Below are 13,395 nucleotides of genomic sequence, written 5' to 3' on the forward strand. Positions count from 1 at the left end.
GAACCGCATCGGGGTCCATCCGGACGACGTCGACGCAGTGGTAATCTCGCCGCGTGGCAGACAAACAGGGCTCTGATGTCGTCTTCTCCAGTGAACCGGTCGGGTGGAGATCTGAGGAACTCGGGCTGACCGTCGGCGCCACCGGCGCGTACAGCGAGTACGCAGCGCGCGACGGTGTGGTCCCGGATCCGGCGCCACTGATGACGGCCTGGTTGACCGGAGGTGGACAGAAGATCCGGCGGAACGCGTTCGCGGACGGTGACACGGTCGATGGGCTGACCTTCCAGGAGACGTACTCGCGCGCGCTCGCCAACATGGCGGAGTCGCCCATCGTCACAGAGCCGGCGAAGCACTTCGCTGGACTTCGGATCAGCGCACCGCGGGCTGCAGGGTTCCTCGCCGTCCCCGACGTGCTGCGGCAGTTCGAGTCCGAGGTCGACGGCGATCTTCTGGTGGCAGCGCCGACCGCGAACACGTTGCTGCTCGCAGGGTCGAAGCAGGACGACCTCGTGCACTTCTTCGGTGTCGCACTGGCCGAGTGTCTTGCTGCCGACCCGCGGGGGCTGTCTCCGGTACCGCTGAAAGTCGTGACATCCAGCGACGGCAGTGCGTCCCTCGAGAGATGGGATCCTGGTGCCGACTCGCCCTGGCATCCGCTCTATCTGCGTGCAAGGCAGCTCGAGCTCGAGCGGCGGTACGGTCCGATGCTGCAGTATGACGACATCGGCAGCTACACCTTCCGCGGCGCCGGCGCGGCCTGCGCGTCACCTCGCTGGGCGTACGACGAGACGACGAAGCTGCTGCGATCGTATGCGGTGTGGACGCCCGGGTACTATCCGACGCTGCTGCCGCCGGTCGACTGGATCGCGGTCAATCAGAAGACCTCGCGGTCGGCGCCGCAGCTCTGGCTGAGCCGAGATGAACTCGCCGCGTGCGCGGGTGTCGAAGTCACGCCCACCGACGAGTTCGGCCTTGCCGTCGATGTCGTCAGGTGGACCGAGTATGAAGCCGACCGCGACGGAGTCGCGTTGAAGGCAGCGCTGCGCGACGCCGGCGCGCGCACCACAGCGAAGATTGGCGGAACGGGGGCGAGCGTCCACATCTTCGACTGGATGCCGGGCCGGTTCGGCGGAGCAACGTCACGGTTCACGACATTCGACGAGTTCCCGCAGATGCAGCGCCCGCCATCGGCGAGCTGAGGTCCGGTCGACGCCGACGCGGTACGACTGCTCAGACGATCCCGTGCTCGTGCACGGCGGAGCTGAGAGCGGTGCCGTTCAGATCGAGGTACAGCTGCTGCTCCGTCACGGTCAGTGTCATGGTGTTGCGTCGTTCGAGCACAGCGGCTGCGGCATCGACGAAACCCGGGCCGAAGCTGAACACCCGGATGGCCTCGGCGTTGTGAATGCGCTTGCCTGCCCACGGCGCGATGACTTTGGCCGGGTCGCGGTGCGTGTAGACGGCGATCCGGTCGGCGAGCTTGCTGCCGTAGTGCAGACGGTCGGAGTCAGGGGCGCCGACCTCGATCCACACGGTGATCTTGCCGGTCAGATCGCGCACGAGCACCGCAGGCTCTTCCGTCGACGAGATGCCGGCGCCGAACGTGATGCCCTCGGCGTACTCGAGGCAGTAGGCGAGTGTGCGGGTGACCATGTACGCGTCGGTCTCGGACGGATGCCGCGCGACACGGAGCGTGAGGTCGTCGTAGACGCCGCGATCCATGTCGGCCAACTGCACCGTGAACGTGTGGATCATCGCGCCGATAGCCATAGTCACCGAGCCTACGCGTCGGGGCGGTCGACTCTGACCGTGACCGGGACGGCTGTCAGAACAGGGTGGGAGCAGGCGGAGCAGCGACGGTCGTGCGCACGGCGGTCGGACGGGTGAGTCGTCGGCTCGGGTAGGCGTCGTCAGAGTGACGGGCTTCGAGCCCGTGCGCGCGGATAAGCGGACGTACCCGCTTCGCGAGCCACTGCCGGTATGGCTTCGGCGCCTCGGAAGCGGCGCCGGGGTAGAGGCCTCGGTACGACGACATGAGTTCGGGATGCTCACGCTGCAGCCACTGCATGAACCAGGGCTTCACGCCGGCACGCAGGTGCAGGGCACCGTAGATGACGTGGTCCGCGCCGGCCTCTTCGATGCGCTGCAGTGCAAGATCGATTGCCGCGACCGAATCGGTGAGGTGCGGAAGGACCGGCATCAGGAAGACCCCGACACGGAACCCGGCATCCGTCAGCGTGCGGACGGTGTCCAGACGCGCCTGGGTGCTCGGCGTGCCCGGCTCGATCGAGTGCTGCAGCGCGTCGTCGTACATCGCGATCGACATCTGGATATCGATCGGCACGTGCGTCGCAGCATCCACCAGCAGCGGGATGTCGCGACGGATCAGCGTTCCCTTGGTGAGGATCGAGAACGGTGTGCCGGATTCGGCGAGGGTGCGGATGATGCCGGGCATCAGCTTGTACCGCCCCTCGGCGCGCTGGTATGGATCGGTGTTCGTGCCCAGCGCGACGCTCTCTTGCTGCCAGCTGCCCTTGCGCAGCTCTTTCGCGAGCACCTCGGCCACATTCGTCTTCACGACGATCTGCGAGTCGAAGTCGCCGCCGCCGTCGAGGTCGAGATACTCGTGCGTTCCGCGTGCGAAGCAGTTGTGACTTATCACCCCGTTCGCGATGAAATCGCCTGTTCCCGTTGTGATATCGACAAGATCTCTCGTGTGGCCGAGTGGCTCTACTGCGACGACGCGAAGATCGGAGACCGATTTCACCGCGCTCCCCTCGATGCTCAGCTTCCTTGCGATGGCAGGCTGTGTGAGGTCGAAGAACCTCTGACGCTGAGGGAGCCCGCCGGCGACCCGAACAGCTCGGACGCCGTTGGGGCGAGGCGGTTCGCTCACGTGTGGAACGCCAAGCGCGGTCATTGACGAAGTGATGAGGTGAAGGATCTCCGGATTCTTATTGGAAATACGAAGCACCCCTCGTGAAGAGCTGCCCTCGGCATCGAAGATGCCCGCAAGAAACCCCGTTCGCCACGCTCGATCTGGACTGGCGGGGACGGTGATGATCTCTTCGATCCGTTCCACCTGAGAACGACTTGCCGTGTGTATCGCCGTCATCGTTGCTCGCGTCTCAGTTGCTGCCGTGAACGGGCGAAGACGAGTGGTGATGCCTTCGAGCTCGAGCAACAATTGCGCGCGAGACAGTCCTTCTGCGTCTTTTAGGGCGAGACGGAACATGTGAATCTGCCGGACCCGTTTCGCGCTCGGGTACACACCGTGGAAGATCATTCCGTCTCCGCGGATCATTCCGGCAAGATATCCACGACGGTAGGCGTCGCTCGTCAGATCGACGGCGGCTTCGCCCACAGCACCGATTCCGAATCCCATGAGGCGGTTGTTCACTGTCAGGTGCGGACGCTGACCGCGTTCAGCATCCGCGACGTGCTTCCATCCACGATCGGTGAGAAATCGGTGATCGCCGCTCGCAATGATCTCGGTCCCGTCTGCGAGCGTCACTCGGTAGGCCGCCTTTTGCGTACCCCACTTTGCAAGAATCTCGGTGCGGACATATCGGCGATAGCTACCTCGACGCTCGGTGCCGATGATCTCGTCGCCGACCTGGAGGTCATCGATCCGCCTCTGCCGTCCGTCCGCGCACAGCACCAACGTGTCGGGAGACACGCAATACACGCACGCATGGCTGCATCCGCGGTACGGGTTGATCGTCCAGCTGAACGGCATCCGCGATCCGGCGGGTACGTGGTTCAACGCGGATCGTGCCAGCACCTCATGAAACGTCATCCCCGCGAACTCGGGTGTCGTGATGGAGCGGACGATTCCCGTGCGATTCTCCATGCCGGGCAACGCCGCGTCATCCGCGTCGTCGATCGTCTGTCCCTGCCATCGCATATGTTCATTCGAACAAATACGCGATGTTAAGTCAAGCCTGATTCGAAGAAGCGTTCTAACCCTGGGTGGGCAGGAACGGGTCGCGGCGCGTCGGCTCGGCGAGCGGATGCCGTCGTCGCTCCATTGCGCGTGGTCCGGCATCCGTCACATCCGGCACGCGGATCCCGAGCCGCTCGGTCGGCGAGCCGTCGCGCACGCGGAAATCCCGTCCGGCGACGTCGACGAAGAGCGGGTCTGCCGTGACGGAGTGCAGGTCTCGACCGAGACGAGCCCACTGCTCGTCGAGCGCCTCGACGATCTCGAACCCGACGCTGCCGTCGGGCTGCGTCTCGCGCGAGGCGTTCGCGGCGCGGGCGGCGCCAGGAATCGGCTCGGCGTCCCAGAACAGGTTCAGGTCGCTGTCGATCCCGAAGTTGCGGATGTCGCGATGGTCCGGATAGCCGATGAACGCCGGCATCCCGTCGCCGACCACGATGTTGCGATGGAAGGTGAAGGAGATGTGCTTCTCCGGGCGCGTGATCGAGATCTGGCCATTGCGACCGAAGGCCCACACGTTGTCACGGATGATGGCCTCGCGGCCGTAGTGCTGGTGGTAGGCCTGGCTCGACACGTCGTAGACGACGTTCTGCTCGATCACGACGTGCGACGATCCCTCATCGAGATAGATGCCCCAGCCGCCGTAGTTCGCGCACTCCACATCGTGGATGCGGTTGCGTCGTACGACCGTGCCTGGGGAGATGCCGAGCAGGTAGATCCCGCCCATGTCGTTGAGCAGCCCATTGCCGAGGTCGTGGATGTGGTTGCCCTCGATGCGATTGCCCGCTGAGGGGCTGTGCAGGTAGTCCCACATCCATCCGACGGAGATGCCGGTGTAGCGGAAGGCACGGATCTCGTTGTGGGCGATCACGTTGTGCGAGCCGTGCTGGAACAGCACGGCCACCGCGTTCGGGTAGACCTGGCCACCGCGTTCGATGAGGCAGTCGGAGACCTCGTTCGCCTGGTTGTACTCCGCGCCCAGTGCGTCGATGCCCCCGCCGGCTCGCACGGCCCCGGCGCCGAGATCTGCGAAGTGCACGCCACTGATGAGGTTCCCGCGGGACCCTGCGGCCATGCTCACGCCGTATCCTCCCACGCGCTCGATCGCCCCACCGATCACGGCACATGACCGCGCATACCGGAACTGCAGCGCCGCAGGCACGGTACTCGCGGCCTGCACGTCTGCAGCGAAGCGGCCGTCAGCGGGGAGCTGCGGGTCCTCCCGAACGCCGAAAGGCGGTACGGCGGCCGGCACGGAGGCGAAGTCGGTCTCGGTGAAGTGAACGCCTTCGAAGCGCACCTCCCTGACCGGCGCCTCGACCGTTCCGTCGAGCACGACGAAGGCCTCGGCGATCGGCATCCGGATGTCGAGATCGGCGATGTCGATGCCCGCCTCCGGCAGATACAGCACATGCGGTTCGGTGACGCCGGCGATCTCTCCCGTCGCGTCGAGATACCACTCGCCGGTCGCCTCGCCGAAGCTCTCCGCGACGTTGTCGAGATAGTAGCGGGCGAACAGTGCTGCGGCGTCGTCGCGCAGTGCGAAGATGCTGCGCAGGCTGCTGGTGATCGTTCGCTTCTCACGGTCGATCGCGGTGATCGGCATCCGCTCCTGCACCCAGTAGTGCGGAACGACGACCTCGACCGCCGACTCCTGTGACAGGTCCGGAATGTCGCCGTCGGCGTAGCGGAACGAGGCGGCGCCGTCGAAGAGCGTGCCGATGAAGCTGCCGGCGGGGTCCAGACCCTCCTGGTCTTCGACGCGCAGGAATCCTTCACGCGGATACCGTGGCCGAGGCGCGGCCGCTCCGTCTACGTAGAGTCGGCGAGCCCCACCCGCGGGGACGGGGGCTGCCCACGCGGCGACGCCATTCACCGTGACCTGCCGCCATCCGGTCACCCGTACGGACCCCCGCAGAACCGGAGGATTGTCGGCATCAGCCGCCACGACCGAGGTGAACGAGTCCGCACCTGTGAACACGACGGGGGTCGAATGCGCGTATTCACCGCCGGCCATCCAGATCACCGCCCGCTGCCCTGGTTCGCGCCGTGCGCGCACCAGCCGAAGCGCATGCTCCAGATCGTTCGCGGGATAGCCGTGCGAGCCGTCGGCGTACGGGGAGCCGTCCGGCGCTGCGTACACCTCGATGCGGTCGGTGCTCATGCGGGTCAGCCCTTCGTGGCGCCCGCAGTCACGCCTGCGGAGATCTGCCGCTGGAAGATCAGGTAGACGATGATGATCGGCGCGACGGCCAGCAGCACGCCGGCGATATAGGTCGGCACGTTGTCCGGGTACTGCCCACGCAGCGCGCTGACACCCACCATGACGGTGCGGTTCGACGGCGACTGCATGATCAACAGGGCGATGAGGATGTCGTTCCATACGAACAGCGCATTCAGGATGCCCATCGAGATCAGTGCGGGCTTGCCCACCGGAACCATGATGCGCCACCACGTGCCGAACAGGCCGCTTCCGTCGACGCGAGCGGCCTCGGTGAGCTCCTTCGGAATGCCGGAGTAGTACGAGGTCATGAAGTACACCGTGAACGGGAGGAACTGTGCGACGTACGCGGCAATGAGCCCGGGGAAGGTGTTGATCAGCCCCATGTCGCTGAGCACCTTGATCGTCGGCACCATGATCACCTGGAACGGGATCATCATCATCGCCAGGATGATGAGGAACGCCAGCTTGCTGCCGCGGAACGTGAGGTGGCTGAGCGCATAACCGCACATCGAGGAGAGGATGAGGATCAGGGTGACCGAGAACACGGTCGCGATGATGGTGTTAACGAAATAACGGCCCATGTCCGCGTCTGTCCACGCGTCGATGAAGTTCTGCACATTGAACGTCTGCGCGAGGCCGAGACGGTCGAGCACGTAGTCCTTGCGCGTCTTCATGGAGATGTTGAGCGCGTACAGCATCGGGTAGATGGTCGCGATCGCCAGCAGCATCATCGGGACCGCGAGAGCCCAACGGGCGGCGCGTTGCTTGCGCATCAGGCCTCCTTCGTGGCGCGGCGGAGCACGCGGATCTGGATCAGGCCGATCACGAGCACGATCAGCAGCAGGAAGACGGATGCCGCGGATGCGAGTGCCGGTCGCGCTTCTCCGTTCAGCTTCCAGATGAGGAACTCCGGCAGGTACGACGCCGCACCCGGCCCGCCCGCGGTCATCGTGTAGAGCAGCGCGAACAGGCCGGTCAGCATGCCGATCGTGGTCGTGACGAACACGAACTGGATCGTCTGGCTGAGCCCGGGGATGATGACGTGCACGATCTGCTGGCGCATGTTGGCGCCGTCGATCTTCGCCGCGTCGAGGAGTTCGGCGTCCAGCGTTGCGAAACCGGCGAGGAAGATCGTGAACGCCATTCCGAACGTCGCCCAGATGTGCACGACCAGCACGGTCGGAAGAGCGGTGGACGGCAGGCCGAGCCAGTCGACCCCGGGGATGTTGATCGCACCGAGAGCGCTGTTCAGCGGGCCGTTGGCGGCGAGGATGATGTTGAAGATCGCACCGATGATGATCGGGGAGAGCACGACAGGCAGGAAGTACACGCTGCGGTAGAAACGGTGCCCTGGGATCTTCAGGAAGACGAAGGTCGCGAGGATGCCGGCGACGAACACCTGGATCGGCACGAAGAGCAACACGACGAGCACGTTCCGCGCAGACGCCTGGAACCTTGCGTCGCCGAGCAGAGTGACGTAGTTCTCCAGGCCGACGAACTGGCCGTTGAGCTCCTTGTCACCGGTGAACGAGAAGTTGATACCGAGCACCAGGGGGTAGATACGGAAGACGGCGAGGATCAGCAGGACCGGCAGCACCATCAGATACGGCGCACACCGTTCGAACGTCCACGGCTTCTTGCGCCGGGGTACGCGTGTGGAGATGCGGGCGCGGCCCGGAGCCCTGTCCTTCAGGACAAGACTCCGGGTCGAGGTGGTGTCGATCGACAAGATCAGCCCTCCGAGGCGGCGAGCTGAGCGGCCGCGTCGTCGACGGTGACCTCGCCGCCGAGCAGCTGCTGGCCGAGGCGGTGCAGCAGGTCGAGCTCTTCGGCGGTGAGGGCCGTGTGCAGCAGGGGCTTGCTTCCGGGAAGCTCGGAGACGATGTCGTTGGCCGATTCGATGTCGGTGTCCAGCTCGATCGTGGTGTCCGAGGTGATCTGACCGCCGGCGAGCGAGTAGTTGGCGAGGGCGTCGTGGTCGACGGTCGCCTTGATCCAGTCCACGCCGAGGTCCTTCTTGTCCTCGTTGAGCACGGCGTAGCCGATGCCGCCCTCTGCCGGAAGCGCGAGGGTGGTGCCGTCGTTGATGGTGACGGGCATCATGAACCCGAGATCGTCGCCGAGGAACTCGTCGAACTGCTTCCAATGCGCCGTTCCGCTCATCAGGCCGATGACCATGGCGGAGCTTCCGGCGGAGAACAGGTCGAACGAGTCGTTGAACATCGCGGTCGAGTTCGCGCCTTCGTTGTACCAGCCGTCAGCGGAGCTGTCGGCCCACAGCTGCAGGGCCTGCTTGGCGTGCTCGCTCGTCCAGTCCCGATCGCCATCGATCCAGGCGTCGTACTCGTCGGGGGTGAAGATGCCTGATCCGAAGCCGGAGAGGAAGAACTCGATGCCGAGACCCTCCTTGTTTCCGAGTGCGAAGCACGAGGCATCCGTCTTGTCGACGATCGCGGTGCAGGCCGCGCTCAGCTCATCCCACGTCTTCGGCGGATTGTCGGCGTCGAGGCCCGCCTGCTCGAAGAGCGCCTTGTTGAAGTAGATGGGGAAGCCTTGGAGGAACGTCGGTGCGGAGTACGTCTCGCCACCGGCCTGGAACGCCGGCCACCCCGCGAGGGTGTCTTCGAGATCGGCGAGCTCCTCGGTGACGGGCACGAGCGAATCCGCGCGGCTCTTCAGCTGTGTGCCGCCGTTGAAGAGAGCGATGTCCGGCCCGGTGCCGGCCTCGACCGCGCTGCCGAGCAGCGTGTAGTACTGATCGAACGGCTGGTTGACGATCTCGACCTCGACGTCAGGGTGGACCTCGTTGAAGGCGGCGGTGACCTCTTCGGTGTACGCGGCCGCCGCGTCGTCCGCGTCGCCCCAGTTCCAGATGACGAGCTTGTCGCTTGAACCGGAGCCTCCGCTCGACCCGGACGGCGATGCTCCGCCGCAACCGGTGAGTGCGAGTGCGGTGATGCCGACGACGGCTGTGATGGCGATCCTTCGCTTCATTGCGATACCTCTCAACGTTGATGGGGATGTGCTGCTGTGGCCCGTGGGTGCAGAGGCCTTGCGACGAAACATACTACGTCTTACGAAAACGAGCAACAAACATCACATGACTGATGTTCTGTAGATGGGTGGCGCGAGCCGGGTCGGTGCGGCCCGGCTCGGGTCAGGAGCGCTTCTTCGACGGCAGGCGTCGCCGGGTCCATGAGCCGAGGATGTGCTCGCTCATGGCAATCCGTGCGGCCTCCGCGTCGCCAGAGGAGATGGCGGCGAGTATCTTCTCGTGCTCGGCGAGCGTGAGCTCGAACGCATGGGCGGGGTCGACGCCGGTGAAGCGATCGCTGCCCACGGCGTGCTTGATCAGCACGCGGGCGATGTTCTCGGCGAGCGCGTTGTCCGAGAGCGCCATCACGGAGCGATGGAACTGGAGGTCGGCCTCCCGGAAGGCTGCGGAGTCGTCGACGCATTCCGCCATCGCGTCGAGGTCCTCGCGCAGTCGAGCACGCGCATCGTCGTCGACTGTCCGCGCTGCGGCGGCGGCCATCGCTGCTTCCAAGGCGCTGCGCACGACGCTCAGGTCGTCGAGCACTCCGAGTGTGGAGTCGTTGCTGATCATCGCCGACAGTACTGAGGGGTCGAGCACGTTCCAGCTCGTGGAGGGGTTCACGTGCGTTCCGCGGCCCTGCGCCACCGTGATCATGCCCTTCTCCTGCAGGCGCTTCATCGTCTCGCGGATCACGGTGCGGCTCACGCCGAACTGCACGCTGATGACGCTCTCCGGGGGCAGTAGATCGCCGGGGCCGAACTCGCCGGTCACGATCGATTGGACGAGCTCGTTCAGCACCGTCGCGCCGATGCGGTCGATCGGCGTGCGGGCGCGACCGCCGGCGTGCTCTGCGGGCTGTGTCATGCCTGACACTCTATTGACCCGCGCAGGAAGGCGAGTGCGGACACTCACGAAACGGCAGACATATGATGTATGGTGTTTCTACGCTTCGATTCGACGCGAAACTCAGACCTCGATCTCTCACACTCAAGGGCGACATGAAGATCACCGGCTACCGCACACTGCGCACCGTCCATGACTGGGGACGCCCGGTCGGCGACGTCAACGGGTTCATCGCGTCCGGAGTCACCGACGTCCCCCTGGTGATCCTCGAGACCGACGAAGGTATCGAGGGCATCGGGATGGGATCGCATGCCGACCTCGACCGGCTCTTCTCTGCGCTCGAAGGGCAGGACCCCAGGGCGGTGTCGACGTTGTACGACCGGATGCTGGCACGCGTCTTCAAGTCTTCCCACGCCGGTGCCACCTTCGGCGGCATTGGCACGTTCGACACCGCGCTGTGGGACCTGAAGGCGAAGATCGCCGGTGAGCCGCTGTGGCGTCTGCTCGGTGCGGGCGATCGCTTCGTGCCCGGATACGCGTCGGCGCTGGATGCCGCGTTGACTGACGAGCAGCTCGCTGAGATCTACGAGAGGTTCGCCGATCGCGGCTTCCGCTCGGCCAAACTCAAGGGCGGACGCAATCTGCAGGCGGATCTGCGCAGGTTCGAGATCGTCAGAGGGCTGCTCGCGCGCAATGACGCCGACCCTGCGCTCATGCTCGACGCGAACGAGTCGTGGAACCTCAAACAAGCGGTGCGGTACATCACGGCCCTGGAGGAGCAAGTCACCCTCACCTGGGTCGAGGAGCCGTTGCGGCGATGGGACGCGGCGGGTCATGCTCGCCTGAGCGCCGCGATCAAGGCCTCCGTCGCCACCGGTGAGAACCTCACTGGGCTCGAGCAGTACCGTCCCCTGCTGGATGCCGGCGGCGCTGACATCGTCCAGGCCGGTGCCGTATGGGGGATCACGCATTTTCTGCGCGTCGCGATCACGGCGCACAGCCGCGACCTTCCGGTCAGTCCGGTCGGGCTCACAGCGAATCACTCCGTCACGGCCGCTGCAGCCGCAGTGCCCAACCACCTCTCGGCGGAGATCCAGGATCTCGGATCCCCGCTCGGTCTGCGACTGGATCAGGAGTTCTGTGATGGCGGTGTCGTGCTCGGCGATCGCCCAGGAGTGGGCATCGAGATCGACGAGCCGGCGATCGAGGAAGCGCGTCGCTCGGGCGATTGGTTGGAGCCGGCGGGCCCGCACGTGCGCTCGCCGCGGGCGGGACTGCGGATGATCGACGACGGCACCTGGGAAGAGTGATGCAGATCCGACCAGGCGTGCACCGCATCGTCGCGCCCCTCGGCGAGCGCTTCATCGCGATGTACCTGCTCACCGGCCCCGAAGGCGCTCTGCTCTTCGACACCGGTGTCGCCGACTCCGTGCCCGGCACTCTGCTGCCGTACTTCGACGAGATCGGCTTCGATCCGGCTGAACTGCGATGGGTGATCAGTTCGCACTGCGACTTCGATCACACCGGGGGCAACGCCGCGCTGCGGGCGGTCGCGTCGAACGCCGAGTTCCTCGCAGGCCGCGCCGACGTGCCGATGACGGAGGACGTCGAGCTCCTCATCTCAGGGCGGTACGGAGAGTTCGCAGCCCGCGATCGCTTCGACGATCCGCCGGAGACGACCGCGGAGGTGCGTCGTTCGACCGGTCTGGTCGCGGTGGGCCGTGCGCTGGACGGCGGAGAGGTCTTCGATCTCGGCGACCGCACGATCGAGGTGCTCGCCGTGCCGGGGCACTCGCCGGGTCATCTCGCCCTCTGGGACGCCACGAACCGCACGGCGCTCATCTCCGACGCAGTACTCGGCGAGACGGTGCCGACCGCAGACGGCCGGGCGGCGTTCCCGCCCACCTATCGGGACACGGTCGCGTATGTCGACAGCATCCGTCGCCTGCACGCGCTCGAGGCCGATCTGCTGCTGACCGCGCACTACCCGGTGTACGACGGGGACGGAGTGGAGGCCTTCCTGGATGAGTCGCTCGCCTACACAGAGCTCGTCGACCGTGTGATCGAAGAGGTGCTCGCCTCGGGGGAGGAGCTCGCCTCGCTCGAACTCATCCGACGAGCGGCACCCAGCCTCGGACCATGGCCGGATGCCGCCGTCGAGTACCTCATCTTCCCGATGACCGGGAACCTGGAACGCTTGGTCGACCAGGCGCGCGTGATCGAGGGGGAGCGCGATGGCGTCCGTACCTGGAGGAGAGCCGCATGACGACCGCGATCACGGATCGGCCAGTGCGCCTCGGCGCGATCGGCGCCGGGTGGTGGGCCACCAGCAACCACTTCCCCTTGTTCGCCGCGCGGGACGACGTAGACCTCGTCGGCGTCTGCGGCAGAGGTCCGGGGCTGGATGCGGTGCGTGAGAAGTTCGGATTCACGTTCGCCACGGAGGACGCGACCGCGCTGCTGGACGCCGACATCGACGCGGTGGTGATCTCCACCCCGCACGATCTGCACCACCCGCTCGCCGCGCAGGCGCTCGAGCGCGGGTTGCACGTGCTGTGCGAGAAGCCGATGACGCTGCACGCCGACCAGGCTTGGGACCTCGCCGCTCGCGCAGAGCAGGCGGACACGGTCTTCCTCGTCCCCTACGGGTGGAACTACAAACCGTTCACCGTGGCGGCGAAGCGGATGCTGGAGGCCGGCGACATCGGCGAGATCCAGTACGCCCTGTGTCACATGGCCTCGCCCACCAGGGGGCTGTTCGGCACCGACCCGACGCACATGCTGGAGCGCTGGAACTCCGACACCGCGCCGGACCCGAGCACCTGGTCGAGCCCGGAGCACGGCGGAGGCTACGCGCACGGACAGCTCACGCATTCCTCCGCCTTGCTGTTCTGGCTGACCGGTCTGCGCGCTGCGTCTGTCGCCGGACGAGTCATCAACGCCGGCGCTCCCGTCGACCTGTTCGACGCCGGTGTTATACGTTTCGACAACGGTGCTGTCGGCTCGCTCTCTGGTGCGGCGACGCTCGCGGACGGCGACAAGTACCAGGTCGACATCCGGCTGTTCGGCACGGAAGGCGTGCTGATGATCGACGTGGAGCGGGAACGGGTGAGCCTCAGTCGTTACGACGGCCGCCGAGAAGAACGCGCCATCGCACCCGGCGAGGGAGACTACGAATGCCTCGTGCCGCCGGCCCGCTTCATCGAGCTGATCACCGGCGCCAGCCGCGAGAACAACTCGGACGTCACGGTGGCCGCCCGCTCCGTCGAGCTCATCGACGCCCTGCTGCGCTCGTCGGCAGCCGGCGGCGCCGACACTGCCGTCTGACGCATCCCGAACCGAACCTCA

General features: G+C 65.8%; 11 protein-coding genes. 4 read left to right on the forward strand and 7 right to left on the reverse strand.

Annotation, left to right across the window (positions count from 1 at the left end; translation table 11 throughout):
- Positions 1-53: 53 nt before the first annotated feature.
- Entirely contained in the window at positions 54-1,199 is a 1,146-nt protein-coding gene (locus QFZ46_RS10895; protein WP_307361268.1) for a hypothetical protein, read from the forward strand.
- Between the two features lie 31 nt (positions 1,200-1,230).
- On the opposite strand, the gene QFZ46_RS10900 is transcribed toward QFZ46_RS10895, so the two are convergent.
- The 7 genes from QFZ46_RS10900 to QFZ46_RS10930 form a co-directional block, all read right to left on the reverse strand.
- Positions 1,231-1,770: a YaeQ family protein gene (locus QFZ46_RS10900; RefSeq protein ID WP_307361270.1), complete on the reverse strand. Its 540-nt coding sequence runs from the start codon at positions 1,768-1,770 to the stop codon at positions 1,231-1,233.
- A 55-nt stretch (positions 1,771-1,825) separates the two neighbouring features.
- Entirely contained in the window at positions 1,826-3,907 is a 2,082-nt protein-coding gene (locus tag QFZ46_RS10905; protein WP_307361271.1) for an intein-containing Rv2578c family radical SAM protein, read from the reverse strand.
- A 55-nt stretch (positions 3,908-3,962) separates the two neighbouring features.
- Positions 3,963-6,107, reverse strand: a complete 2,145-nt coding sequence (locus tag QFZ46_RS10910) for a right-handed parallel beta-helix repeat-containing protein (protein WP_307361272.1) — start codon at positions 6,105-6,107, stop codon at positions 3,963-3,965.
- A gap of 5 nt (positions 6,108-6,112) precedes the next feature.
- Positions 6,113-6,940, reverse strand: coding sequence for a carbohydrate ABC transporter permease (locus QFZ46_RS10915; RefSeq protein WP_307361273.1), 828 nt, complete (start codon positions 6,938-6,940; stop codon positions 6,113-6,115).
- Positions 6,940-7,896 (reverse strand): carbohydrate ABC transporter permease, encoded by a 957-nt coding sequence (locus QFZ46_RS10920; protein ID WP_307361274.1) that lies wholly within the window; start codon positions 7,894-7,896, stop codon positions 6,940-6,942. Before QFZ46_RS10920 ends, QFZ46_RS10915 begins: the two co-directional genes overlap by 1 nt.
- A 2-nt stretch (positions 7,897-7,898) precedes the next feature.
- Positions 7,899-9,161 carry an ABC transporter substrate-binding protein gene (locus tag QFZ46_RS10925; protein WP_307361276.1) on the reverse strand — a complete coding sequence of 421 codons (1,263 nt, stop codon included), beginning with the start codon at positions 9,159-9,161 and terminating at the stop codon, positions 7,899-7,901.
- A 163-nt stretch (positions 9,162-9,324) separates the two neighbouring features.
- Positions 9,325-10,068, reverse strand: a complete 744-nt coding sequence (locus QFZ46_RS10930) for a FadR/GntR family transcriptional regulator (RefSeq protein WP_307361278.1) — start codon at positions 10,066-10,068, stop codon at positions 9,325-9,327.
- Positions 10,069-10,202: 134 nt separating this feature from the next.
- On the opposite strand from QFZ46_RS10930, the gene QFZ46_RS10935 reads away from it, so the two are divergent.
- Genes QFZ46_RS10935 through QFZ46_RS10945 form a run of 3 tightly spaced genes read left to right on the forward strand, consistent with a single transcriptional unit; the run spans position 10,203 to position 13,374 of the window.
- Entirely contained in the window at positions 10,203-11,357 is a 1,155-nt protein-coding gene (locus QFZ46_RS10935) for a mandelate racemase/muconate lactonizing enzyme family protein (protein WP_307361279.1), read from the forward strand.
- Positions 11,357-12,313, forward strand: a complete 957-nt coding sequence (locus QFZ46_RS10940) for an MBL fold metallo-hydrolase (protein WP_307361281.1) — start codon at positions 11,357-11,359, stop codon at positions 12,311-12,313. Before QFZ46_RS10935 ends, QFZ46_RS10940 begins: the two co-directional genes overlap by 1 nt.
- Entirely contained in the window at positions 12,310-13,374 is a 1,065-nt protein-coding gene (locus QFZ46_RS10945; protein ID WP_307361282.1) for a Gfo/Idh/MocA family protein, read from the forward strand. Before QFZ46_RS10940 ends, QFZ46_RS10945 begins: the two co-directional genes overlap by 4 nt.
- Positions 13,375-13,395 lie beyond the last annotated feature (21 nt).

It is taken from the genome of Microbacterium murale, from assembly GCF_030815955.1.
GTDB classification, from domain to species: Bacteria; Actinomycetota; Actinomycetes; order Actinomycetales; family Microbacteriaceae; genus Microbacterium; species Microbacterium murale_A.

What these genes read in the sequence shown, in the direction of transcription:
- QFZ46_RS10900 (WP_307361270.1), bottom strand. Translation starts at nt 1,770, where the DNA reads ATGGCTATCGGCGCGATGATCCACACGTTCACGGTGCAGTTGGCCGAC.
- QFZ46_RS10905 (WP_307361271.1), bottom strand. Translation starts at nt 3,907, where the DNA reads ATGCGATGGCAGGGACAGACGATCGACGACGCGGATGACGCGGCGTTG.
- QFZ46_RS10910 (WP_307361272.1), bottom strand. Translation starts at nt 6,107, where the DNA reads ATGAGCACCGACCGCATCGAGGTGTACGCAGCGCCGGACGGCTCCCCG.
- QFZ46_RS10915 (WP_307361273.1), bottom strand. Translation starts at nt 6,940, where the DNA reads ATGCGCAAGCAACGCGCCGCCCGTTGGGCTCTCGCGGTCCCGATGATG.
- QFZ46_RS10925 (WP_307361276.1), bottom strand. Translation starts at nt 9,161, where the DNA reads ATGAAGCGAAGGATCGCCATCACAGCCGTCGTCGGCATCACCGCACTC.
- QFZ46_RS10930 (WP_307361278.1), bottom strand. Translation starts at nt 10,068, where the DNA reads ATGACACAGCCCGCAGAGCACGCCGGCGGTCGCGCCCGCACGCCGATC.
- QFZ46_RS10935 (WP_307361279.1), top strand. Translation starts at nt 10,203, where the DNA reads ATGAAGATCACCGGCTACCGCACACTGCGCACCGTCCATGACTGGGGA.
- QFZ46_RS10940 (WP_307361281.1), top strand. Translation starts at nt 11,357, where the DNA reads ATGCAGATCCGACCAGGCGTGCACCGCATCGTCGCGCCCCTCGGCGAG.
- QFZ46_RS10945 (WP_307361282.1), top strand. Translation starts at nt 12,310, where the DNA reads ATGACGACCGCGATCACGGATCGGCCAGTGCGCCTCGGCGCGATCGGC.